The sequence below is a fragment of the Petroclostridium xylanilyticum genome (assembly GCF_002252565.1).
GTDB lineage: Bacteria > Bacillota > Clostridia > SK-Y3 > SK-Y3 > Petroclostridium > Petroclostridium xylanilyticum.
In genome coordinates, this window is record NZ_NPML01000019.1 from 211,891 (window position 1) to 238,853 (window position 26,963).

A 26,963-nucleotide genomic window follows, 5' to 3' on the forward strand; every position below is an offset into this window, starting at 1 on the left:
CATAAATTTTATTCCGTGTCAACTATTTTTTTATAAAATACAGAGATTTCGCACCAAAATTCCAGTGGAAATTTTATTTTTACTTAAATTGTTATTTTTTATATTTACTTTAAAATTTGGCAACAATACAGACCGATAGGTTGTAAAAATAGTTACACCTCCCCCTACCCCAAAAATTCGCAAAATCAATTTCCAGTTTTTTGTTTTGGATTAAGTCTTCATAAACAATGGATTTATCCAATCATCTTCTATTATAAATCTTTCATCTTTTATATCTTCAATAATATCTATCTGTAGCATACGTTTCTTTCTAAAGCCTCTAATACACCGGAAAAAATATAATTGCATTAAATTAAACGCCATTATTATAAACATTAATACAGTTTCTACGCCCGTAGAGTAATTGTTTCAAATAACTTTTGCTCATTCTATCAGCATCCTTTTTATGTGAAGTTTTTAGCAAAAACATTATAAAAGGGATGCTTTTATTTTGCAAATTTTTTCTCTATAATTTCCAGTAAAAATCGGAAATTATCATATTCCCATTGACTATTCGTGAATCCTTATAAATCAACGGGCTATCGCCCTAAAAACTTTTTAAGTGCGAAATCTCTGTATAAAATATCATATGTGCTATTCCTGAAAGATTTTCTATTATTTCTATAGATGACATAGTACCTTTAAATGAATCAGGAGCTAATAGCATTTTCAAAAAACATCTTCTCACTTTTAAGAAGTTTTTAGATTTTGTTTGCTAACATCTACTATATATTCGTAGACTCTTTTACTTACTCTTGCATCATTTAATTTATATCCAATTTCTCTTATCTGCTGATCTGCCTTGGCCATAAACATTTCATATGAAGCTTGGTGCGTGCAATACGTTTCCATATATTTTTTACGCAGTAAAACTGCTGATAACCTGGCTTCAAGGGCAGTTCTCCTGTAGGTTTCAACATCCAGTTCCATTTTGCTTAGTTCAAACTGTACCTCAACTAAGCCCTTGTCATCCATCAATTTTAATTCTTTTATTTCGTCTTTATATCTTTCTAACAATTGCTGTTTTTCTGCTAATTCACTTTCCGTCTCTGCCGCTCTTTTTTCTTCCTTTTCAATCTCTTCTTCTGTAATAAATTCTACAGCCTGGTACTCACTAAAATCATATTCCTGGTCAATATCACCGTCTACCCTTTGTACACTTTCATTTTTTGCTTCTAAAGCGCTGTATTGCCGCTCAGGCTCTATTTTTACAGATATGATTTTCTTGGGCCCGGCGATGACTTTAATGGTATTCCCATCTACAGCTTCAATCTTTTCTTTTACTTCTTCATTTAGGTTTACATAGTATGCATTTTTGATTTTAAGTGCCAGCGAAATACCTGCTTCTGCCTGTTGCTCTGTCGTATTATAAAATCTTATAATGAAACCGCTGCCATCTTCCGCTCTTTTAACTGCTGTAACCTTTAAATTTCCAGATTCATCCTTTAATTGCATAAATCCCTGTTCATCCGGCAGTACCCCCTGGTGTTGGTCCGTCCTTACTACCCGGAATTCCGTATTGAAATAGTCGGCATATTTGGGTACCTTAGCCTCTTTCCAATCCCCTTTATGCAAATAAAGGGCATAGCGAAATTCCATCGTCCGCAAGCACTGTGCATCCGGGGTACATATTGCCGGCCCGGCATCTCCTATCCTGGTCAGTAGGTCATGCCTTGCCACCCAGTTGACTCCTCTGAATAAAGTAAGAGCGATTGTATTTTTCTCTTTTAGGATTTCATACTCAGGCAATCCCTGATTTAAAACAGCCACTCCTTTTCCGCCGTCATGAATGTCAACAAAGGCCCTCTGAGGGAAAATGGTGATAGGTTCCGGTTCTCTTGCTCCAATAATAATTCTTTTTACATTTTCAGGTATATTGGAATCATCATAGCTTTCAGGAACAATTTTGTGTTGTGTAACATCAAACTGTGTTTCTGCATAAGAATACTCACTGCAAAGTCCTGTAGGGAAAAGAATCCTTAACCGGTGGTCTTTTACCGTATTCTTTACCTTTGTCTTGAACTTCAAGACAGGGGAACCCACCTCCAATGTCACCCAGGTAACAATGGGCAATCTCCTTTTGAATGTGCTTCTTGTCTTCCTGTCCGGTGATAATGTTTCCGGTACTTCCAGCGCTGTTTCTATTCTAACCTTTGCTCTAAGCGGCCCTGTTTCTACAAAACAGATTCTCGCCTCTTTATCTTTGCTTGTGATGATTGTGTCCTGCTGCGGATAAGAATAGTTGTATTCATCCCCTGCGTCGGCACCGTCTTCAAAAATCCCCATATTTGTATATGTGTTTTTTGTGATTTTATCTTCAATATTTAAAGTTCCGTCATCATTAATTTGCACCTTTAAAAATTCATTTTCTATCAGCCTATCCCGGATATTGACCTGTATACCCGTATCGATAATTTCTTCCTGCTTCTCTAGAACAAAGAAAATGGTTTTGTATCCCAATGCCGGAACATCCTTTACATATACCTTCGTTATCCCTGTCTCATCTTTCTGATAGGGGATATAGCGTCCCATGCCATCCTGTATGCTGTATTTTGAATCTATGTCATCTTTTATCGCTATAACACTGCTCCTATTCTCCGGTAATGTATTTAATACAACAAATGCAGATAATGCTTTATCACATTTTGTTGTGTTGATGTTAGAAACCAGGATATTTAATGCACTATTTGCCAAACCGTTAGATAGTGAATAGGATTCTTCAAATCGTTTTTCCATATCTGTATGGACATCATCGATGCTTACACCGCATATGCTGTCATGGGGATGATTTTTTAACAGCAATTTCCACGATTTTGTCAATATGTCCTGCTTATATTCCTGTCCCAAGCACCATAAAATCGTAGAAAGAGGCTCTGCAAATTTTTCCAGTTCCCTCTGGCAAATGTCGTTTTGCAGCTTGAGATACATCCTGCTGGAAAGAATGCCCGGGAATACTGATATAAACCTTCCGCTGTAAAGAGCACCTTTTAACTCTTTTAATCGGGGATTATATTTTTTTACAGCTTCCATATATTCTTCCGGTGTGCTCTGTACAACTTTTACATCACCAAAATCCATTCTTCCGTTTTGAATATACGGTAAAATGTCATCGGGAATCATTTCCTGGTCATAGCCGTTCATCAAAAGGACATTAGGTGTGGTAGCAAAGGGCATCAGTTTTTCTACTTCACTTTTTATCCTCTGGTTCATGATTTTACTATATTCCGCTAGCCTCATCGCATTTCTGTAACTGCTTAAAAAATAGACCGAGGTCATTTTAGTCCCATCAGGAGCTTCCCATGAAAATTCTGAATTGATGTCCGTCGGGTCCATTTCAACTCCTCTCCATACAAATAGACCTTTCATATCAAATTCCTTGTGTACCTGTGGCGTCTGGGAGATTTGTCCAAAATTGTCCAGAAGCCATCCGACCTTCATCACCTTTCCAAATTCTTGTGCCATCCGGTGGCCGATCAGGAGATTTCTTACAACCGCTTCTTCACTTATTAACTGCCAGTCAGGTTGTAAATAATAAGGTCCTATAACCAATCTTTCCTCTGATGCGTACTTTTTAATTTTATTTTTAAACTCGTCTACATTTTTTCCCTGTAATTCAAGCTGGTCAAAGTAGTCTTCAATCATGGAAGTCTGTCCATCCAGGACAAACTTGTACTGTGGTTCCTTTTCCAGTATTTCGAATAAATTATCAAAGAAAGGTACCAGCCATTCATTGGTATATTTACTATTTAGATACCATTCCCTGTCCCAGTGCGTATGGGAAATAATATGTGCGTATTTTGCTGTATCCATGATATATGCTCCCTCTCTGCTTAATTTTTTTAGTTTTTTAATTGTCTTTACAAATAAAAATGTGCGATTTTAAAGTTGAAATGAAAGCAAAGCCTGTGTAGACCTTGCCTTCATTGCATATACATTATTCCGGTCGGTTTTGATTTGAAATGTTTGTATAATATTCCTGCATGTTTATAACCTTACCGCTCAGACGAGATTCTTCGGCTGCAAAAGCCATTAAATGGCTCTGTACAGAGATATCGGCCGAGGTCAGTGCCTGTGTACCGTCATTATTGGAAACCAGGGCAGCAAATTCTTTCATTAACCTGGTATCTCCGCCTGCATGCCTTCCATAAATTTTACCAGGGTAAATGATTTCCTTCCGCCCGGAAGCAAAATGAGTGATGATAATTTCATTTTTTTCCATGTGGCCATCGATTTGCCCCGCAGTACCCATGATTTTTATGGTTCTGGAAATTTCCGGTGTGAAAGCACACATGGTAAAGGCAGCTGTCACGCCTCCTTTAAATTCAGCAATAACTACCTGGTGGTCTGTTACATTATTGTCGCATTTGAAAACACACCGGCCGTAAGGACCCTCTTTAAGGGCATTGATTCTGGCCTTTAGGCTTTTATCCTCACTAATAACAGAAGTCGGCCAATCTACATTGTCTCCCAGGTACTGTTTTACTGCTGAAAAAGCACACTCATGTTCTATTTTGCAACCCTGGATACACCGGTTTCCAGCCCCCTCCGGAGCATTCTCTACTTTAAAATAAGACAGTTCTCCAAAGGAAGAAATCTTTTCGCAATCACTGCCTGCCAGCCACAATAAAATATCCATGTCATGACAGCTTTTAGCAAGAATGATTGGACTTGATTCTTCAGAATTCCTCCAATTTCCTCTTACAAAGCTGTGGGCAAAATGCCAGAATCCGATATTTTCATTATACTGAATGGAAACGATCTTACCAATTTTATTCTGGGCTATCAGTTCTTTAATGGTACTGAAAAACGGTGTATAGCGCAGTACATGACATATCATGAAAATCCTTTTGTATTCCTGGGCGGCCTTTCCCAATTGAATACACTGGAAAGGGTCTGTAGCCATCGGTTTTTCCAAAAGAACATGGTAGCCCTGTCTTAGCGCCAGTAGTGCAGGCTCATAATGCATGCGGTCCTGGACGGCAATAATAACTGCATCACAAAACTGTGGCCTGTTCAACAGTTCTTCCCAGGATTTAAACTGAAATTCACCATTTATCTCATGATTTGCAGCAAATATTGTCCTTTTTTCATCATCAGGCTCAGCTACAGCTACAAACTGTACTTCCTGGGGATTACGCAACGCATAATCTCCATACACATCTTTTCCACGCTGTCCTGCACCTATTAGTGCAATCTTTACCTTTGACATATATATCCTCCTTACAGAGCCAGGTTTTTCTATAATAAAAACTAATAATAAATCTTTAAAGTAATAATTTCCCTGCCTTTTGCTCTAATCAAAATTTTTTTGTCCCGCACTTCAAGCATTTTTATACTTTCTTCCAGCATGTTGGACTGATATGCTTCCTTTATAGCCATGGCTGTCTCTATTTCAAATTCTATAGGCACGTGGTCAATATTGTACATTCTTAATATTAAAGATTGATCCTTTTCACATTTTTTCAAGGCTGAAACAATGAGCCTATCATCGCTTATGGTAAACCACGAATATTCGGGTGGTAAAAAACCATTTTCATGCCTGTCAGCTACTGCTGCCCTCAAAGGATAGTTAAACTCATAGGCCTGTTTATATGTGTTATCCTCTATAACACTCTTATTGTGCAATACAAGAGAATATTCAAATATCTGCGTCCCTGCACACCGAGCGTCAGGAGTATAAACAATTGGGGTAGTGCACGGCTGTCCATCTCTTGAAGTGGTTAAGACTTCTCTGAACATCCACCGTACCGACCTTATTAATGTCAGCAATACATCTAATCCTTTTGTGCTTCTTTTTACCTGGTACTCATAAAGCCCTTTGTTGCCAAGCGTCAGGAATTTCTTGTCATCATGAATACTCATAAATAGTTGAAGAGGTTTAAAAGGAGTTAAAATCTCATTATCTTCTTCTTTGACTTCATCTACCTCTATGCTTCTTTTTATTACGTCAAAAGGACTATGGGCATAATCATAGTCTGCCTTTATATCCGTAGGAAATTTGACGCATAATATGTGGTCTGCAGCATTATTTTCCACAACTGTCTTAAAGTCAATACGATTTATTCCCTGATAGAGTGTAATATAGGATACTATTGGACAGGAAACCCTATTACCATCTCTTTTAAAATATTTATCATCCAATCTTTCGGGTATATTAAGTTCCAGTTCCATCTTTAAAGTAGACTGCAGCGGTGTATTATTCACGATGGAAACTCCTTTTAATACAGGATAATATACCTCATCTACAAATGGACTAGCATACTGGTATTCGTCTCCGCAGTCTCCCCTATCTTCAAACAAATTCATTCTTTCGTAGGTAAGATCATTTTTCTTATCGTAAATTGAAACAGTGCCATCTGCCTTCGGAAATATCGCATAAAATTCATTTTCAATTTTTTGTTCAAAATTTTTGGTCATCTGGTACTGCTGATACTTTCTCTTCTCTCTTAAAACTGAGGGATGAACAATATATGTCTTATATCCCAGCGGTGGAACATCCTTTGCTATAAATCTTATTTTAAAGTTTCTCATGGGATGTTTTTCCTTGGATTTATATTTAAACTCCTTCAATAGCACTTCTTCAAAAACATCTATGAGTTCATAAGCAATTTCGTTGCCTTGAACATCATAAATTCTTACATCCTTCACATTTTCCTGCATAGGAAAGCCTACGACCGTCTCAATAATATCCGTCCTTGACCATCCTAAGGGATTATAAACAATCAATGCCTTTTGCCCTTCTCTGAGACCTTTTGTCGAAATGCTGGATACCAGATTTTCAAAGGCCAGTTCAGAAATACGGCTGCTTATCTCATAGGAATGCTTATACCGTGTCATTACATCTTCCATAACTGCATCGGAAGAACAGCCGCATATGCTGTCATGGGGATGGTTTTTGATTAGCTCCTTCCACGCCTGGTTGATAAAGTTTTGGGGATACTTCCCCCCCAGCATATAGCTGAATACACTTAGCGGTTCGGTATACTTTTCAAGCTCTGTCTCACATTTATGATTGGTCTGCTTTACATAACATCTGGTAGACTCCACAGAAGGATTTACCTGTGCGTCTTTTCCATCCCTCAATTCACCCCGGATAGTTTTTAATTTATCAGGATCAATTTCTTTCTTGATGCCATCTATAAAATCCTGTATGGAAGCATTTACTACCTGGATTTCCGGGAAAGTATCTCTTACCTGCCTGATCAATTGCGTCATATCCGGCTGCGGGTACAGATGATCCGATCCGTTTAGCATAAGATAGGACCGCACAGATGCAGAATCTTTTAGGACATCCCAGAGCTTTTTAAATTGGGTTACCGGTTCCATCCCTAAGTGTCCCCAGCTTTTTAAATTCCAGTACCCGGCTACCAGATGCTCACACAAAATTTTGGACCCGTCAGGCGCTTCCCAGTAAAATTCGCTTTTCCCGGCTCTTTCTTTATCAATTCCTCTGAAGAATAGTGCATTATCAATATGAAAATTTTTTAAAATTTGCGGTAACTGGGAAATATGACCAAAGTTGTCTGGTAAATAGCCGCACATTAACTTTTTACCGAACTTCCCGGCTACTTTATCTCCCATTAGTAGATTTCTGATGGTAGACTCTCCCGACGGTATGAATTCATCCGGAATGATATACCAAGGCCCAATACTGATTCTGCCTTCTTTTATATACTGACGAATTTTATCCTCTTTTTCAGGGTATATTTCAAGATAATCCTCCAAAATGACCGTCTGACCGTCAAAAGTAAAACATTTAAACTCCGGGTCAGCATCAAGGATTTCCAGTAATTGATCTACTAAGTCACATAAACGGATCCTAAAGTCATTAAAGGTCCGGTACCATTCCCTGTCCCAGTGGGTAGTAGATATGATATAAAAAGTTTCCATAAAATTCTCCTTATTCAATAAATCATACTTACTACGAAAACTAATCAGTTTTCTTCCTTGTTAAATATATGAATTTTATTAGGGTTAAACGTCATATACACATTCTGGTCCAAAGGAAAATTACTTTCAGGCTGGATACGGACACTGATAAGGTTTTTCCCCATTTCTACTGCAATATAATCATCCGACCCTAAAGTTTCTACAACCGAAGACACGCCCTTTAAGCAGTTATCTGATGGCTGAAGGGAAATATTTATATCTTCAGGCCTTACTCCAATCACAACCTCTTTTCCCTTGATTTTTTCTTCAATGGTTTGATTGACTTCTTTTGGAAGTAGATATTTATTTCCATCGCAAGCAAAAACGTATTTGTCTCCAACCATTTCAATGATTCCTTCCAAGAAGTTCATTGGAGGACTGCCAATAAATCCTGCTACAAATTTATTATTTGGCCTGTTATATATTTCAGTAGGTGTGCCAACCTGCATCAATTCACCTTTATTCATGATTGCAATTCTATCACTTAGTGTCATCGCTTCTGCTTGGTCGTGAGTAACATAAATAATAGTCGCCTTTAATTTTTTATGAATTCTTTTAAGCTCGGTCCTCATTTTTATCCTGAGCTTGGCATCAAGATTGCTGAGCGGTTCATCCAGCAGCAAAACCTCCGGCTCCAGCACAAGTGCACGGCCCAATGCCACTCTCTGTCTTTGTCCTCCCGAGAGTTCGGAAGGCCTTCTTTTTTCCAGTCCCTCCAGGTCTAAAAGCTTTAATGCCCATTGAATTTTTTCTCGCTTTATTTTTTCTTCTACCTTCCGAATTTTTAAACCAAAACCTATATTGGCTTCAACAGTCATATGTGGAAATAACGCATAGCTCTGAAATACCATTGCTAGCCCTCTATCCTTGGCCTGTACGTCATTTGCCAACTTGTCTCCTATATACAATTTTCCACTTGTAATGTCTTCAAGCCCGGCTATCATTCTCAAAGTAGTTGACTTTCCACAACCGGAAGGTCCTACCAGTGAAATAAATTCACCATTCTTTATCTCAAGGTTTAGATCTTTTACTGCATTAAATCCATTAGGATATTTTTTACAAATATTCTGTAAACTTAAACTCGCCACCCTAAATCCTCCTTATCTAAAACTATTTTACTGCTCCTGCAGTAGCTCCTGATATCATATATTTTTGGACAAAAAACGTAAACACAATTACCGGTAATGATACAAGCAGTGACAACGTTGTTACCGAAACAGGATTAGGAGAAAATGCTCCAAACAGAGATTTTAAATATACCGGCAACGGAATAACGCTTACCGATGAAGTTGCCGTGAGAAAATATGAGAATATAAACTCATTCCACGACAGCAGGAAAACATATATTGCCCCCGCAGCCAGCCCCGGAAGGGCAACCGGCAACACAATCCTGGTAAATGCATACAGCTTGCTTGCCCCCATAATGTGAGCCTGTTCTTCCAAATCTACCGGAATAGTTTCAAATACCCCTTGGGCAATATAAACAACATAAGGCAGCCCTAATATTGAATGCGCCAGAGCAATTTTTACCACTGGAGGTAAATTGTATAAAAACGAAAGATTAAATGTATATGCTACTGGTATTACCGAAGATATATCGGGAAATAATCTGACAGAAAGTATTAAAAATACCAATACTCCTTTGGCAGAAAATTTAAAACGCGACAGGGAATAAGCTGCCGGCGCACCTATCAACATGCAGATTGCTACAGTAAGCAGTGCAATTTGCAAGCTCATAAGGCCATTTCCCCAGAATCGTCTATCACCTAAATAATATTTATACATTTCAAAGGTAGGTTTATAAGGCCACCATGGAACAGGGTATTTCCCTCCTGTGATCCAGCTGCTTCTATCGCTGATAGAATACTTAAACATAACATATATAGGAAATATGACCACCAACATACATAAAATGATTAAAGCCAGCCATATTAATTTTTCTTTATTAAAAGCCTTTCTATTCAAACTCAAACCTATAACCTCCTTACACCTTAACCAGATATTTTCTGACCTGCTCCAGCAGCCAGTTCAGGATAACGCTTCCGATTAAGATGATAACAATCAATATGATACCAATCACTGCAGCAGTTCCTGGGTCCATAAGTTGAACATAGTATTTTTCTATCAACACTCCCAGTACCGGGAAAGAAGGCGCTAAAATATAAGGGAATATAAATTCTTTCCACGCTTCTATAGAACGCAGTACTAAAACCGAAGAAATAGCCGGGACTAGCAATGGTAATGTAATATAGAAAAAGTTCTTTACACTTCCAGAACCCATCGTCCTGGCAGCTTCATACTGGTCATTGTCAATAGACTGTAATCCTGCCAGGAGAATTAACATGGATATAGGAGTATCTCTCCATACCTTACCAAATATTGAAATGCCTATTGCAGTAAACTCATTGTTAATAAATGAAATTTCTTTATTCAGTACCTGTGGAAACCAAGAATACTCACCCATTAAAAGACTGGTTGCGTGCCCTCCTTTTGAAAAAAGGAGCAGTAGTGTTGCCGTGGTAACAATAGTAGGAATAGCCAGTGGAAGTAAAAAAATACTTCTGATAATCCCTCTTCCTTTAAACTGCCTGTTAATAAGCATAGCAAACAATAAACCTGATACTAGCTGAAGCGGTGTAGTGATAAGTACAAATATAAATGTCCTTATCAAAGCATCCATAAATTCTGCACTATTAATAATATTCATATAATTGGAAAGGGTAGGCACCATGACTTCTTGCCCCCCAGTGAATTTTGTCAACGAAAGCTTAAGCAGAAAAAAAGCTATGATAATAAAAAATATTCCAATATAGGATACTGCCGGAAATATTGTCCAAAACAAAAATAGATTTTTCTTAAATATTCTAAAATATTTATTAAACTTACTTCTACTTTCAATAGCTCTCTCCATATTTTTTCCCCTTTCGAGAGTTAAGAATACATAGTGTTTGAGGGAAGTAAAAAAACTCCCCTCAAACACTGCGTTGATTATTTCAAAGCTTCTGCCGCCTTAGGTGCATAAGTCGAATCTAAAACTTTACCTATATCTTTATTATTATCTCCTACTACAATGTCATACCATGCTTCCAGATATAAATTGCTGATTGCCGGCCATTGTTGAACCTGAGGTGCGGGATACATTCCAGCTTTTGACTGTTTTGCTGCAACATCGAAAACTTCCTGCATCCATGGTTCCGAGAATGTTGTTTTTACATTTTCCATCATGTCTTTTCTAACCGGCATCATACCAAAGGTTTCAACTTCTTTTTTATGGTTTTCTTTATTTGTAATCCATCTTGCCAGCTCGTAGGACAGTTTCATATCCGGGGAAGCTTTTGGAATACCCCACCACCATCCTGCCATCTGGGATGCATGCTCACCTTCTCTTACTGGTTTTCCATCTTTCATTTCCAGTGAAACACCTTTTGGCATAATAGCAACGCCCATATCATCAGGATTTGCCAAATATCCTGTCATTTCAGGATTGGTACCACCATGGATAAAGAAGGCATCTATCTGATGCATGAATGCCAGATATACTTTTCCTGCAGCCATGGCGTTCCATATTCCGCCACCGCTCCATGCTTCTTCCCACATTGCCGGATTGTAGAGGTTATTTTTCTTAAAGAATACTTCCCATCCAAACATATCTTTTACGAGTTGTGTATTCATCTTTAATACATCTTCAGGTTTCCCGCCCATTTGATATATTTTTGTGAGCATTTCCACAGTTGTTCCTTCATACTTCTTAGCCCTGTGAGCTATTCTTGGTTCTTTTTTTCCATCGTATTCAGTATTTGCCCAATAGTAACCTACAACTGCTAAATCAAACCAATCCCACTCATTTGGGTCAGCTTCCAGTTTGTAATCAGCCGGAAGTCCTACACCATTTTCTTTCTTAAACATTTCGTTAATAGGCTCTTTCATTTTTTCCCAATTATCTACTGCATCTTTTACTTTGGACTTTAAGAATAACAGCGTATTAGTTTCCAACTTCCTTGGAATGTAATATACCTTACCGTCAATTGTAGCAAGTTCTAATGACTGTTCGGTATATTCTTTTAAATCTTCTTTTACTTTATCTCCTGCTGCTTCTTCCAGGCTTGCCATTAAACCGTATTTCACAAGAGGGTTTAGCATCATATGCGGTGTCTTTACAAGCCCTATTGTCTTTTTGTCTTTATCCAGCTCCAGGATATTTTTAAGGTCTGCTTCCTTTTCAAAAGTGTTTACAGTAATTTTTACACCATATTTTTTCTCAAAAGGTACGATGATATTTTCTCTAAACCATTTGTCCTGCATGTCCATCATTCGAATATAGATGGTCATTTGTTTTCCTTTATATGCTTCATCAGCCTTTTGTTCCTTTGCGGGTTCTTGCTTTTTACCTTCCTGCTTTTGTGTAGCACATCCTGCTACTGTGACTAGCAAAATGCTCAGTGCACAAAGAAATGCAATTACCTTTTTAAACATAAATAATCCTCCTTTTTTGTGTTTGTTTTACCAAAAGTCCTTACTCTTGGCATATATTAAAATCATAAAACAATATTTTATAACAATATAAACAACTTATTATATATTGTTTTATGATTTTAAATGCATAGGGATTCACTATACTTTTAGCCACATTACCTGGTAAGGTTCCAGCAATATATTTATCCCTTTTTGTGCATCCAGTTTAAAACTAGTTCCTGATATCACATCTACAACTTCATTTACATCTGTCAAAAGATAATCATTTATATTAATTCTAACGTCTTTTTGAGAACCAGATACGTTATTAAGTGAAATAATACTTTCTTTTCCATCCGGTGATGTGCGTAACAGCGAAAATACCGACTGGTCAATATTTAAAACTTGCTGCTTTCCATTGGGGTGAAAAGCCTTTTGCTGCTTACGCTTTTTTATCAATTCTGAAAGTTGTGTATATACTTTAAACCGGATAGATTGACTGTCCATCAACTCCTGCTCAATATCTTTCCTATTGAATTTCTGACGGTTTATACTCCTGTACCTTCCTGTTTCCTTTACACCTTCATAGTAATTTTGTGACCCCATGATACTGTGAATATATACTGCAGGAACACCTACCATAGAAAGTAAAATTGAATGAGCAGTAATAAATCTTTTAATCTTCACATCTTCAGCATCATCATGGTCTGATAGCGCATCAAAATAAGTAATATTTAATTCATATGGGCTTTGTGTCTCATCACTGTTGGTTTTATAGGAAACATATCCTCCATTTTGGGTAACCTTTTTAGTTAAATCATCTATTTCATCATCAGTTAAAATACCTTTTGCAGGCACCACACCTATACCATCGTGAGAAGCCAGAAAATTGAAAAAAGTCGTCCTTTCAGTTAATGGCTCCAGCGAGCTTGCCCATTCAATAAGGTGTATTGCACTGCCGGTATGGAATGCATTTAAAACCAGGGGTGCCAGACTAAACTGGTATACCATCTGTGCTTCATTATACCCATTTCCAAAATAGGTGATGTTATCTTTATGCGGTACATTCGTTTCAGTAATTAATATTACTTCGGGATAAACAATGTCAAAGATATCCCTAAACAATTGGATTACCGTATGGGTCTGGGGCAAATGAATACAACTGGTCCCAATTTCTTTCCATAGATATCCAATTGCATCCAACCTGATTACCTTTGCTCCTTTGGATGCGTAGAATAACAGGATGTCAATAATTTCAATAAGTACATTGCCATTTTTATAATTTAAATCAATTTGGTCTTCACTAAAAGTAGTCCATAGGTACTTTTCTTCGCCGTTTTTCGAAAATTTAGTCAATAATGGCAAAGTTCTGGGTCTGGTGACTTTTGATACATCCGTATTTTTATCCATTTCAATGAAAAAATTGTCAAAATCCTTATCACCCTCTAGATATCTGCAAAACCATTCACTTTTTGAAGAGATATGATTAATAACGGCATCAAACATCAGGTTAAACTGCTTACTAATTTCCTCAATATGCTCCCATTCTCCAAATTCCGGATTGACTTTAGCATAATCGCTAACAGAAAAGCCATCATCTGAGGTATAAGGATAAAATGGAAGTATATGGACAAAAGATATTACCCCTTTAAAATACTTATTTAGGAAATGTTCTAAAGTTTTTAACGGGGGGACGCCTTGCTCTTTCACCTGGTCTCCATAGGTTATTAAAAAGACATCCCGCTCATCCAGCCATAGTTCTTTATGAAAACGTTTTATTTTATCCTGCTGTTGCTTATTTTTATACCTATTAATCACTTCTATCAATTTGCAATAAAATTCTTGCGCTTCTTCTGTACCATATAAAAGCTGTAGTTTATGATATATTTTTTCTTCAAAACCTGTAATACTCATGCTTAAGCCCCTCACTCAAATATTTAGATGCATTTTTTCTTCTATTATCCTAATTGTAAATATTAATTAACTTTTTTACCTACAAAAAGTATAGTTATTTTTTACAATTCTCAGTATACCATTAAAAAAACGTTTTTTCAAATTATCCTTTTCCCATTCTCGCTTCATTATTTTGAGATTTCTTTGTTTTCTTAATTTTTTTGCAGTTTTTGTATAAAGTTTATAAAACGTTTTTTTAACTATTTATTTTTTTTTGTGCTTATTGTATAATAGACTTAAATCAATAATTAGAGGTGGAATAAAATGAACGTTACAATAAAAGATGTTGCAAAGTTAGCCCAAGTATCTATTTCCACTGTTTCCAGGGTAATTAACGGCGCTCCGAATATAACGCCGGAAATCCGACAAAAAGTTGAAAAGGCTATTGCACAACTTAGATATAAACCTAACATCATCGCTCAAAGCCTCGGTTCTGGGAGGTTAAAAAACATTGCCGTAGTCCTTGCCCGTTCTTCACAGCTGGCTTTCGTTAATCCATATTTTACCATAATGTTCCAGGGGCTAGGTAGTGTTATTGAAAATTCTGATTACGAAGTGTTATTGACTTTGGCAGAAGATGAAAAGACGGAAGTTGATAAATGTATGTCCCTTATTGATGCCGGAAGTATACAAGGAGTGATTCTTCTTGGTTCACGTGTCTATGATAAGTTAATTAATAAATTGATAGAAATAAAATTTCCTTTTGTACTGATAGGTCGTGTCCTAAAAGATGCTATCCCGGAAGGTGCACAGATTAACCACGTAGATACGGATAGTATCAACGATAGCATGGCAGCTGTATCCTATCTGATCAGCCAAGGACACAGACGAATTGGTTGTGTTCATGCTCCTTTGAAATATGTGGTAAGCCAGGATAGATATTCCGGCTATTGTATAGCTTTACGTCACGCTGAAATTCCTGTTGACGACAGCATTATTGTAGATGGAGGATATTCGTGGCAGGACGCTGAAAAGGCAGCGAGAATAATATTGCAACAGAAAAATCCTCCTACAGCAATATTTGCAACAGATGACCTTAAAGCAATAGGTGTTATGAAAGCAGCATATAGTCTTGGATTAAAGGTCCCAGAAGATTTATCTATCATGGGACATAATGATTATGATTTTGCCCAGATGGTTGAGCCTCCTTTGTCTACTGTAAGAGTACCCATCTACGAACTTGGAAAGGTTGCTGCCGAAATTATGCTTGAACAAATCAAAAACCCCGGCCATCCTCCAAAACAAGTTATATTACCAACCCAACTGGTAATAAGAAATTCTATAATTAAAAAAGATAATAGCTGCACAATGAAAAAGCTCTGATAAATGTTATTTTTATCAGAGCTCTTAACCTTTTTGTTTTTGTTAAACTTCTAATTAAAATACTCATCTTAAAACTCTGCTACTATTTCTTTTCCTTCCAACCAATCAATTACTACTCTTCTTTTAATTTATATTTATTTTTGGGTCGCCCTATGTTTCCATATTCCGGTTCAACTACAACCTTTTGTTTTCTTTCCAGATAGTCCAAATATCTCCTGGCAGTAATTCTGGAAACACCTATTTTTTTTGCAATTTGGCTGGCGGTAAAGGTTTCTCCACGCATCTCCTCTATGCTTTCTAAGATTTTTTTATATGTGTGCGGATTAAAACCCTTAATGTCTCTAATATCATCTTCCTCTGATACAGTTACTTTTTCATTTAAAATATATTTATCTATAACATCCTGTTCTACACTAGTGATGTTTTCCAAATTATTTTTTCTATTTTTATATTGCAGCATTGCTTCTTTAAACCTGTCAAAGGTAAAGGGCTTTATCAGGTAATCTACTGCTCCATAGCGAAAGGCTTCCTCTACAGTTTTCATACTTTTATCTGCCGTGATCAATATGACATCGCATTTTATGTCCTCCTTACGGATCCATTTTAATAGATCTATTCCTCTTCCCTGAGGGAAAAAGACATCTAATAGTACCAAATCCGGCCTCCTTTTTAATATAGACTCTTTTGCCCTTTCGATGGAGTTAACACTATCATGGACGGTATAACCTTCTATTTTTCTTAAAAACTTTTCATTGATTTCTCTTACCATTGGATCATCTTCTACAATTAAAACCTGGATCACTTTAACGTCCCCTTTCCATTGGTATAAAGATATCCCAGATTGTTCCGTTATCTTGTAAAAGTTTAATTGTTCCTCCTGCATTATCTACAATTTGCTTGACAATATTAAGTCCGTAACCCCTGCTTTTAGCTTTGGTAGTAAATCCTCTATCGAAAATCCTATCTTTGATCTCTTCACGGATACCGGGACCATTGTCTTCAACCCATATCCTTAAACCTTCATCATCTGAAATCAATTTAACAATAATCTTACCATTTTCAACTTTCACTAATTCATCTATAGCATTTTCAATTAAATTTCCAATCACCGAACAAATTTCATCCACCGTAATATTTTCAGGAATTTTCGTTAAATTTGAGTTAGGATCCATCACCAAGTTAATCTTTGCTTCTATAGCTTTATTATATTTTGCCAGAAGAATCCCGGCTATATGTGCATTTCTTATTTTATAATTCAATATTCCCAAAATCTCTTGTCTTTGATTAGATATGTCTGAAATATATTTTATAGCTTTATCATATTCTCCCAGCTGGATCAACCCAGATATAGTATGAAGCTTATTCATAAATTCGTGGTTTTGTGCTCTCAAAGCCGATGTCAGTTTCTTTATACCAGTTAACTCTTCTGCCATTTGCTTTACCTCGGTCAAATCCTGAAAACTAGATACTACCCCAATAATGTCCTTTTTATGATTTCTCAGCAAGGTATGACTACATAACAAAGTTTTGCCGGGACTTATCCTGATTTCCTGATTATATACGGATTTTTGTGTTTTTAATGCATCCATAATGGAATCGGTATAATTAGAGTTGAAACTTGAGATATTTTTACCTATGTCATCGGACTCGAAGCCAAAAATTTTCCTGGCAGCTTTATTAAATAATATTATATCTCCCTTTTGATCTATTGCCAAAATACCATTTTTTAAACTCTGCAAAATGATGTCCCGCTGCCCTAAAAGCAATGCAATTTCCTTTGGTTCTAATCCAAATATGGTTTGTTTAATGTTAAAAGATAGTATTGCAGCCCCAATAACTCCAATTAACAGGCCTAAAACTAACGTCAGCTCAAAAATAAATATGTGAGACCTGATTTCTTCATACACTTTGTTGGTTAAAAGTCCTACTAAAACTGCCCCTACCTGCTTCCCATTATAATGGATAGGCGCAAAAGCCCTGATTGCAGAAATCAAAACATTTTTGTCCTTAGAGACATAGGCTTCCCCTGTTTTTAGCACCCGCTCCTCTCCACCACTTATATATTTTTTCCCCAGGTCGTATTCAATAGGATATGAATATTTTATTCCATCCATATCCATAACAATGATGTATTGGAACCGGGTCTTGTGCTTGAAACTTTCTATAGTATTTTGAATAATCCTGTAGTCTTTTGTAGTGGCTAACGTTTCTTTAATTGTATCCATGGCTGCAATGGTTACTGCTAAATCCATTGCATTATTTCCCATCTGGGTTTCAATTGTCTTTTCCAGCTGTTTATGGGTTAAAATTCCTATTCCACCAATAACTATAACTAATATAATGGTCATAAATAAAGTTATCTTATATTGTAATTTCAATAACCTCCACCTCTTGTTGCTACTTTTCCTTTATCTTTGCCTTACTAAGTCCATCAGTAATGGCCTCTATAAGCCCTTTACTGGTATACGTTGCTCCCGCTACTACATCTACGTCTGCCCTATTGGCTTTAATAACCCTTTTTGGAATTTTTTCGTATACTATTTTGCTAAGCTCAGGCATTTCGTACTCTTCTATGATCTTAATTTCTTTTATCCTGTATTGATCTGTGGTTATCATTACTTTTATAGGTCCATGATGACCTTCCCCAACTCCTTCATAGCTTCCTGCCTGATAATGTATTCTTTTTGATGTACAAGCTGTTAGTCCAACTGTTAATAATACGGTTAAAATCAAGATGGTCTTTCTTTTCAAGTACGCCACCCTTCCTCATTAACATAATGCAACAAGCCTTTACTTCAATATAATTAATATAATACTTTATTCATTATACCATTTTGACATTTTTCTGTCATTTTTATTTGCTATAATATTTTTTAAAATATCTGATAACACAAAAAAGTCCTCTTAAAGTATCCTTTAAGAGGACTTTTTTCGCTATTATATCAAATATATCAAAGTTTAACTTGTTTATTGAACGGATAACTGATATTGTCTACATATAGATAGTACTTTCTTACAATTCCTATTTTCTTCCATAGTTTCTTTAGTACAGGCAATACATAGTAATCCAGACCAAAAGTGCTTCCTGCGCCACCTATTAGGGCTATACCCCCGCTTAGATACCACAACATCTCGTATGGTGCCATACCTGAAGCCCATATCATCATACCCATTGCAACCGAAACAATGGATGCAACTGCTGTAAATAATCCGGCGATTAACAGCAATCCTACCACTATCTCACCTATTACCATACCTGCCTGGAATATCTGGGCTAAAACGGTATATCCTCCATCGGGTGTATAGAAAAATATATCCATGGACCATTTAACAATGCTGTCAATAAAGCCCGGTACCGGTAAAGCCGTTCCCCATTGAGACACTGTTTGCCCTGCTGCTCCCGCTGCAGCTGTTGCGGCACTTGTAGCATCAACAGCCGCCTGTGCTGCTTGTGATGCCCCTGTTACAGCATCTGCTGTTGGTGGAGGCGGTATTAAGAAGATCTTTGAAGGATCTTGTAATATTCCAGGCAACTTATGCAAACCCTGCTCTAGCCATTTGTAACCAACAAAAATTCTAAGCGGTACCAACCAGAAGTTTGGAGACGCCTTCGCAAAATGCCCGCCGACAAAACTTCTCCTATCTTTCACATGGAAGAATTCATGCAGCATGTAGGACCAGCATTTATTAAATCCGGCTACCTGGAAGAAGTAGACCAGGTTTATAAAATGCTTTATAAACATTGCAAAAAAGCCGGATAAGCTAATGAACTTGCCCGGAACACCCAAATGTGCTACCCCGTAACGCCCGCCTATACATACCATTACACCGTGGAATTCCGGTTTATAGGACTTCTTTTGGCCACCTTTTATATCGGTATAAATGTTATGTGCAATGATAGGCGCGGCATGCTCACAGTTTTCTACCATCTGTGGGACAGGACGTTCCTCACCTTCAGGAATATAGAACATATTATCCCCAACAACATAAACATTTTCATAACCTGGAGCCTGCAGCTTGTCATTTATAACTATCCTTTTTCTACCCTTCTGCTCAAGGTCCATCTTGCCAACAAGGTCCGAACCTTCAACGCCAGCTGCCCAGATTACAGTATATGTGTCTATGATTTCTTTATCTCCTAATGTAACCGAATCTTCTGTAACTTTTGTGATGCCAGCACCGGTTATTATGTTGACACCTAATTTTTCAAGCCTTTTTTCAGCTTTTTTAATTAAATTCTTAGGTAAATTTGGTAGGATTGTAGGCAAAACATCTACCACGTATAATTTAACTTCCTCTTTCTCGATATGGAAGTCTTCACATAGTCTATCCTTCCACTCACCCAATTCACCAATCATTTCTATACCGGTAAAACCGCCACCCACTACAACAAAAGTCAGCAGTTTTTGTCTTGCTTCTTCATTCGTTTCCTTGACAGCTTTTCTAAACATGTTCAGAATGTGTTCCCGCAGATGAACAGCATCTTCATAAGACCATAACTTTTGGGTATATTCCTCTGCCCCCGGTATACCAAAAAACGTTGGCTTACATCCGGTACCTATTACTAAATAATCGTATTTGTAAGAGCTTCTCCCCGACCTTAGTACCTGATCTTTAAAATCTATATCTGTAATTTCATCAAGTACGACATTGACTTTTCTACCTGCAAATATTTTCTTTAAGTCAATCCTGATAGCATCTTCTTCAACTCTTCCGGCCGCAACCTCATGAAGTTCAGTAAGTAGCGTATGATATGGCTTTTTATCGATTAGTGTAATTTCTACACTGTCATCTTTTTTAAACTTCTTTGCAAGTTTTTTTGCAGTTAAAACTCCACCGTAACCGCCACCAAGAATAACCACTTTTTTCTTGCTGCTCACAATTTTACCCCCTTAAAATTTTATGAGCCACTAAGGAATAAATTTAGTTCGCAAGGTTTTGATAGTTAATTTTTTGTCAAACCTAACCATCAAAAAACGCATAATTATAATTATGCTTTCATCCTTAAGCTATAAATGTTTGTTATTTAACAAACTTTATTTCTCACCCAAAAATAATCATTTTTAGTATAGCATAATATCAAAAACGTATCTACATTTCTGTTTTTTTTGGTCATTATGAACGAAATTTTGTAAGTTTTGTTCACGCTGTAGAATTTCTAATAATCAGTTCTGTTTTCATTACGATATCTTCTACCTTCTCGCCTTTTATCTTTTTTAAAAGAATTTCCATCGCTTTCTTTCCTAAAGTATATAGTGAACTAGCCCCCTGACATTATAAGGTGCCAAGGGGTTCATTCATAATCTTTTATTATAAGTTTTAAAATTAATAAGGTTTTATAAACATTTGTGTCCAGTAGTTTGTACCATTCTTATCTTTCGCAAGACCTACACCGATTTCAGTATAGGAAGAACTAAGAATATTACTAAGGCCGGCTTTTTATGTTGCATATTTTTTGTAATTATTGTGATTAAAATAATAAAATATAAAAATCTTTCATGTTTATTAGCAATATATAAATCTTACAACACTTGAACCTCTCCCACTTTGACAATGTTTAGCAATCATCTTTACATCAGAGTTCTTATGCTCTAAAAACCGAGGATACAGTGATTTGTCTTCAATTGCTAAATGTACTCTCAGTTTTCCTGCAAGTGTTGATAGCAATTTACAAATCGTTTCTGCATTATTGTCCATTTTATTGCTTTTTGATAATTCTAAAATTTCATTGATATACACAAACATGAACCAAAGGATAAATATCCTACTGTCTCAAAACTTTTTTTCTCTCACCCAAACGACCATTTCACCAGGTGTACGATTTGCCCATGCATAATAAGGAATGAATTTGACTGTAACCGGCTCGCTCTCAACATTGACATCCGGTTTATATAGTTCATTTCCCCAGGTTATGTAATTGCCACGCTCTGCCACTGTTGTAATTACACATACACCGCCTAGAAGCTCACTTTCAAAGTCAACTCTGAATTCAGAATTTTTAGGCAGCAATATATCATGTAAATTAGCTCCATTATCAACTTCTTCAAGACAGTAAACTATTGGTCCCCGTTGCAAAGCTACTTTTCCAATATTTTCTCTTACATTTGGATGGGCTTTTATACGAAGTACAGGCATTGGCAAAACTAATTCAATGACATCTTCATTTTTCCAGTTCCGCTTTATTTTAGCATAACCGTTGACTTTAATATCATCAATATTTATCCCTTCACCATTAACACTGATTTTTGCATTATTGCACCAGCCAGGAATGCGTAATGCCAGTGCAAATTCTTTTTCCTGCGCTGTAAGAACCTTGATTACCACTTTTTCATCCCACGGATACTGAGTTTCTTGCTTTATAATTACTTTATGTCCTAAAATATCAACCTCGGCCTCTCCCCCAATATATAAATGAGTATATAGTTCATCTTTATTTATTGAATAGATATACTGACCAAGCGAAGCCAACAATCTTGCAACATTTGGCGGGCAGCAAGCGCATCCAAACCAAGGCTGCCTTGTAACCTTAACATGTTCTTTAATCTTATTCTTTTCGCATGCTTCCGGCCATACTTCAAGAGGATTTACATAAAAAAATCTTTTGCCATCCTGTGACATACCACTAAGCACTGAATTATACAATGCCCTCTCCATAACATCCGAGTAACAGTTATTAATATCAATTTGAAGCATTCTATGAGCAAAAAATACCAAACCTATTGCTGCACATGTTTCAGCGTACGCAGTATCATTGGGCAGATCATAATCAAATGTAAATGCCTCACCAATGGACATAGAACCTATACCGGCAGTGATGTACATTCTCTTTGATATTATATTGTCCCATAACTTCTTACAGGCTTCCAGCAACTCCTTATCACCTGTTTCAGCTGCAACATCAGCCATACCGGAATACAGATAAACTGCTCTAACCGCATGCCCTTCAGCCGTGGCTTGTTCGCGCACCGGTAAGTGTGCTTGAAAATAGCTGGGACCCATCTTATCCCACATATTATAAAAATTTTTATTTCCTCTGGCTTCTGCCTCTATCTCAAAATAATATGGTTTTCTTCCCCGTTCATCAATAAAAAATTTACTTAAGCGAAGATACTTTTCTTCTCCTGTCACTCTATACAGTTTAACCAGTGCCAATTCAATCTCTTCATGCCCCGGGTATCCTTTCTTTTTTCCCGTTTCTGGTCCGAATACAGTTTCAATGTGATCTACAAAGCGGCACACCACATCAAGCAGTTTCCTTTTCCCGGTAGCTTTGTAGTAAGCTACCGCTGCTTCTATCATATGACCGGCACAATATAATTCATGGCAATCACGAAGATTGGTCCACTTTTTATCCGGTTCCTTGATTGTAAAATAAGTATTCAAATACCCATTCTCCTGCTGGGCCTTAGCAATAATATCAATAACCTCATCTGCTGTCCTTTCTAATTCGGAATCTGGATGTGCAGCTAAACTATACCCGACTGCTTCCAGCCATTTTGCAACATCGCTGTCCTGAAAAACACATCCATAAAATTCACCTTCTGTCTCACCGGCAGCAATACGGAAATTTTCAATTGCGTGACTGGGCTCCGCGCCAGGGATACGGTCATTTAATGCATCCCATTGGTATGGGATCACCACATTTCTCACTAAATCGATGTATTGTGTCCAAAACCCATCGTTGATGTTAACATTTTTATGGGACACCGGTATCATTAAACCATTCTTCTGTGATAACTCTTTAGAATCCTTTCTCTGCTTCATAAATAATTTCAATCCTTTCATTTTTATTTATTATTAAATTAAATACATACTGAAAAACTAATTCATTTTATATACATACCCAGCTAAAATACACCTGTAATATAAATATGCCGATATACCACCCCTTACTCGCCTTTTAATCCGGACAGTGTCACCCCACGGATGAAGAAATCCTGGGCTAATAAAAAGGCTATTATAACCGGCAAAAGACTAATCACTGTCCCAGCCATCAATACCGGCCAGTCAGTAGAATACATCCCCTGCAGTGATGCTAATCCAAGGGGTAATGTCATACGTTTCAACGTATTGATAAATACAAGAGGCCTTATGAAATCATTCCATATTCCCATAAAAACAAATACACTCAGAGTGGCTATAGCCGGTTGTGATAAGGGAAGAAAAATTCTCCAATATATACCAAACGGGGTACAGCCATCTATTTTACCTGCATCTTCAAGAGCAGCCGGAATTGTTAAGAAAAACTGCCGCATTAAAAAGGTACCAAAGGCAGAAACCAGATTGGGCAAAATAAGGGAAGCATGAGTATCAACTAATCCATAAAAGCGCATTAATATAAAAGTCGGTACCAGGGTTACATGAACAGGAATCATCATAGTAGCAAGGTATAATGCAAATAATGTATCTCTAAAACGGAATCTTAGCCGAGCAAAGACAAACCCCGCCATAGAACTGGTCAATACCTGGACTACCACTACAACCGCTGAAATTTTGATACTATTCATAAAAAACTGAACAAATGGAAACCTATCGGAGATTTTTAAATAATTTTCCCAATGGATTGTCTCACCGAACAGTATTGGCGGAAATATAAACACCTCCCGCAGAGACTTTAGTGAAGTGCTGACCATCCATATAAATGGAAAAATCATTGTCAAAGCTCCTATACCAAGGAATATATGGGCAATCATTCGAGAACTGTAACTTCTTTTCATTGTTTCACACTCCTCTCTAGTATACTACCCAGCTTTTTTGCCGCCAAAGCTGTATAAGCGTAAAGAACAATACCAGGAAGAAGAGTACATAGGCTATGGCACTGGCATATCCCATTCTAAAGTACTGAAAAGCGTTTTGATATAAATAATGGACCAAGACTGACGTTGAACGGTTGGGGCCACCTTTTGTCATCAAAAATACCGAATCAAATACCTGGAAAGAATTTATTATAGACATCACCGTAACAAAAAAGGTTGTTGGAGAAAGAAGAGGAATGGTTATATGGCGGAACTTTGCAAACCAACTGGCTCCATCCATATCAGCAGCTTCATAGTAACTTTCTGATATTCCCTGAAGTCCTGCTAAGAAAAGAAGCATATTGAACCCTAATCCTTTCCATATATTAGTTATCATAATTGCCGGCATTGCCCAAGTGGTACTACTTAACCAGCTAGGTCCTTTGATCCCTATCACACTCAAAAGAAAGTTAAGCAACCCATATTCCGGATTGTAAATCCACTGCCATACAACGGCTACAGCCACCATTGAAGAGATTACCGGAAGGAAATAAGCAGCCCTATAAAATTTAATCCCCATAATATTCTGATCCAATGCTATGGCTAGTAGAAGCGAAAGAGCAATTCCTACCGGAACTGTTCCAACTGAAAAGTAGATAGTATTCCAAAATACCTTTATAAAAACCTCATCTTTAAATAGTTCAATGTAATTTCCAAACCCTACCCATTTTATAGGATTTATAAGGTCCCATTGAGCAAAGCTAAGAACAAAAGCAGCTATTACAGGTAAAAATACAAATGTTAAAAAGCCAAGAAAATTGGGTAGCAGCAGAACTACTGCCCAGGCACTATCACTATATAAAAGCTTCTTTAACCGCATGCAACTCACCTCTCACCAAAAGAAGATAGCCCCAGGACACGAGGCCTGGGGCTGGTGTCCAGTCTATTTACTTGCTAATTCTTCATTTACCTTTTGTTCGATACGTGCCAATACCTGGTCTATTGGTTGGTTATCATACCAGAAAGCCTCAAGTTCATCGTTTATAATGTCATTTACTTTGTTTTTATAATTTAATGCCTGTGGATAAACTTGTGCTTTCTCAAAGTATGGAACTAACTCTTTGAATCCTTCAGGGTGTGCATCTTTATTATACCATTTGGTTATACCTTCTTCAGTATATAACGATCTACGGTTGGGCATCCATAATCCAGCCCTTATTAAATCAGTTTGATATTTCTCTGAAGAAAGAAAACTAATTAGAGCCCAGGCTTCTTTCGGATTGGGAGTTTTTGCCCAGGCAGCGTGTACATGGGCCTGACCATGGGTAACGGCATCCTTAAATTTTGGTAAAACACCAACTCCAACAGGAAACTTCATTTGTGCAAGCTCCTGTAAAGCCCATGACCCGTCTATTAGCATTCCAATTTTACCAGTCTGCAGCATCTGGGAACCTTTCATTCCTATCTGCTCCAGGAACATAGCCTCAGGACTGACTCCCTCTTTCTTTCTCAAATCTAAAATTGCCTGTAAAACCTGTTTTGTCTCTGATGTATTAAGCGCACATTTGGACATATCATTATTGAACACCTTACCACCATTTGATAGAATAGCTGCCGTAGTCATATAGAAGTTTTCCAAACCATATACACCAAATTGAGTAGTCTTGTCGCCATCTTTTATTGTCAGTTTTTTTGCAACATTTACGAATTCTTCCCAGCTCCATGCTTTGTCAGGGTTACTTGGAGGGTACGGCAGACCTGCCTTGTCAAAGATCTCCTTATTGTAGTAAAGGACTGGCGAAACGGTACAACTGCTCACACCGTATATACGACCATTTATTCTCATTATTTCTACTGCAGAAGGTATAAAATCATCAATTTTATATTCACTATCAAAGTAAGCTGTAAGGTCCAACAACTCTCCTTTTGATTGAAAGGCACGATAAGTGTCAGTTCCGCAGAAGAAAACATCAGGGGCAGCTCCTCCAGCCATCATTGTAAGTAATTTTGAAGCATATTGGGCATTCGGCACGGGAGTATACTCCACTTTGATATTAGGGTTTGAAGACATGAAAGTTTCCAAGCCTTTTTTAACACTTTCAGTTTCCAAGGGACTGGCTTCCCATCCCATAAACTGCAGGGTTACTTTTCCTTCTGAAGACTTACCCTCTCCTTTTTTTACCTGTTCTTCTGATTTTGAAGATTCGTTTGAATTTCCTGCATCTGAATTCTTGCTGCCACCATTTGAACACCCACTGAACAACAAAACAAATACTAATACATGTACCAAAAATATAGAAAGCTTTTTCATTGTAAAAACCTCCTTCTGAATAAAATATTATGAGTAACAAAATTCTTCCTATTGGATTGATGACATGAATTATAAAGCACTGACATATTCCAGCTATATTTACCAGCTACATTAAATTAAAGAAGTAACTTTACCTTTAGAAAGTCTGCAATTCACTGTAGTACACCACATGCTATATTCACATATTGAATATGTAAACTTTCTATGATATATACAATCTA

Annotated in this window: 17 protein-coding genes and 1 pseudogene; 1 reads left to right on the plus strand and 17 read right to left on the minus strand. The window is 37.1% G+C overall.

Features of this window, described 5'->3' with window-relative positions; all coding sequences use genetic code 11:
- Nucleotides 1–729: 729 nt before the first annotated feature.
- From CIB29_RS13265 to CIB29_RS13300, 8 genes are all read right to left on the minus strand, one after another.
- Nucleotides 730–3,849, minus strand: coding sequence for an alpha-mannosidase (locus tag CIB29_RS13265; RefSeq protein WP_094550427.1), 3,120 nt, complete (start codon nucleotides 3,847–3,849; stop codon nucleotides 730–732).
- A 124-nt stretch (nucleotides 3,850–3,973) separates the two neighbouring features.
- Nucleotides 3,974–5,248, minus strand: coding sequence for a Gfo/Idh/MocA family protein (locus tag CIB29_RS13270; protein ID WP_094550429.1), 1,275 nt, complete (start codon nucleotides 5,246–5,248; stop codon nucleotides 3,974–3,976).
- 41 nt (nucleotides 5,249–5,289) lie between these two features.
- Nucleotides 5,290–7,929, minus strand: a complete 2,640-nt coding sequence (locus CIB29_RS13275; RefSeq protein WP_094550431.1) for an alpha-mannosidase — start codon at nucleotides 7,927–7,929, stop codon at nucleotides 5,290–5,292.
- A gap of 44 nt (nucleotides 7,930–7,973) precedes the next feature.
- Nucleotides 7,974–9,056, minus strand: coding sequence for an ABC transporter ATP-binding protein (locus CIB29_RS13280; RefSeq protein ID WP_094550433.1), 1,083 nt, complete (start codon nucleotides 9,054–9,056; stop codon nucleotides 7,974–7,976).
- A gap of 22 nt (nucleotides 9,057–9,078) precedes the next feature.
- Nucleotides 9,079–9,939, minus strand: a complete 861-nt coding sequence (locus tag CIB29_RS13285; RefSeq protein WP_094550435.1) for a carbohydrate ABC transporter permease — start codon at nucleotides 9,937–9,939, stop codon at nucleotides 9,079–9,081.
- Nucleotides 9,940–9,952: 13 nt separating this feature from the next.
- Nucleotides 9,953–10,879: a carbohydrate ABC transporter permease gene (locus CIB29_RS13290; RefSeq protein ID WP_094550437.1), complete on the minus strand. Its 927-nt coding sequence runs from the start codon at nucleotides 10,877–10,879 to the stop codon at nucleotides 9,953–9,955.
- Nucleotides 10,880–10,956: 77 nt separating this feature from the next.
- The gene (locus CIB29_RS13295) at nucleotides 10,957–12,441 is read right to left on the minus strand and encodes an extracellular solute-binding protein (RefSeq protein ID WP_094550439.1); all 1,485 of its coding nucleotides are present in this window, start codon (nucleotides 12,439–12,441) and stop codon (nucleotides 10,957–10,959) included.
- 138 nt (nucleotides 12,442–12,579) lie between these two features.
- On the minus strand, nucleotides 12,580–14,334 hold the full coding sequence (locus CIB29_RS13300) for a sugar phosphorylase (protein WP_094550441.1): 1,755 nt from the start codon (nucleotides 14,332–14,334) through the stop codon (nucleotides 12,580–12,582).
- Between the two features lie 303 nt (nucleotides 14,335–14,637).
- On the opposite strand from CIB29_RS13300, the gene CIB29_RS13305 reads away from it, so the two are divergent.
- Entirely contained in the window at nucleotides 14,638–15,696 is a 1,059-nt protein-coding gene (locus CIB29_RS13305; RefSeq protein ID WP_094550443.1) for a LacI family DNA-binding transcriptional regulator, read from the plus strand.
- Between the two features lie 112 nt (nucleotides 15,697–15,808).
- On the opposite strand, the gene CIB29_RS13310 is transcribed toward CIB29_RS13305, so the two are convergent.
- From CIB29_RS13310 to CIB29_RS13355, 9 genes and pseudogenes are all read right to left on the minus strand, one after another.
- The gene (locus CIB29_RS13310) at nucleotides 15,809–16,498 is read right to left on the minus strand and encodes a response regulator (RefSeq protein WP_094550444.1); all 690 of its coding nucleotides are present in this window, start codon (nucleotides 16,496–16,498) and stop codon (nucleotides 15,809–15,811) included.
- Nucleotide 16,499: 1 nt separating this feature from the next.
- Nucleotides 16,500–18,074, minus strand: a complete 1,575-nt coding sequence (locus CIB29_RS13315) for an ATP-binding protein (protein WP_094550446.1) — start codon at nucleotides 18,072–18,074, stop codon at nucleotides 16,500–16,502.
- A gap of 19 nt (nucleotides 18,075–18,093) precedes the next feature.
- Complete coding sequence (locus tag CIB29_RS13320) at nucleotides 18,094–18,447, minus strand: FMN-binding protein (RefSeq protein ID WP_094550448.1); 354 nt, start codon at nucleotides 18,445–18,447, stop codon at nucleotides 18,094–18,096.
- 200 nt (nucleotides 18,448–18,647) lie between these two features.
- Nucleotides 18,648–20,576 carry an NAD(P)/FAD-dependent oxidoreductase gene (locus tag CIB29_RS13325; RefSeq protein WP_094550450.1) on the minus strand — a complete coding sequence of 643 codons (1,929 nt, stop codon included), beginning with the start codon at nucleotides 20,574–20,576 and terminating at the stop codon, nucleotides 18,648–18,650.
- Nucleotides 20,577–21,021: 445 nt separating this feature from the next.
- Nucleotides 21,022–21,123 (minus strand): annotated as a pseudogene (locus CIB29_RS13330) (CAP domain-containing protein); the annotation flags it as partial.
- 345 nt (nucleotides 21,124–21,468) lie between these two features.
- On the minus strand, nucleotides 21,469–23,460 hold the full coding sequence (locus CIB29_RS13340) for a glycoside hydrolase family 127 protein (RefSeq protein WP_094550454.1): 1,992 nt from the start codon (nucleotides 23,458–23,460) through the stop codon (nucleotides 21,469–21,471).
- Between the two features lie 125 nt (nucleotides 23,461–23,585).
- The gene (locus CIB29_RS13345; protein ID WP_094550456.1) at nucleotides 23,586–24,413 is read right to left on the minus strand and encodes a carbohydrate ABC transporter permease; all 828 of its coding nucleotides are present in this window, start codon (nucleotides 24,411–24,413) and stop codon (nucleotides 23,586–23,588) included.
- Between the two features lie 16 nt (nucleotides 24,414–24,429).
- Nucleotides 24,430–25,311 carry a carbohydrate ABC transporter permease gene (locus CIB29_RS13350; protein WP_094550458.1) on the minus strand — a complete coding sequence of 294 codons (882 nt, stop codon included), beginning with the start codon at nucleotides 25,309–25,311 and terminating at the stop codon, nucleotides 24,430–24,432.
- Nucleotides 25,312–25,374: 63 nt separating this feature from the next.
- Nucleotides 25,375–26,742 (minus strand): ABC transporter substrate-binding protein, encoded by a 1,368-nt coding sequence (locus tag CIB29_RS13355; protein ID WP_094550460.1) that lies wholly within the window; start codon nucleotides 26,740–26,742, stop codon nucleotides 25,375–25,377.
- Nucleotides 26,743–26,963: the final 221 nt, after the last annotated feature.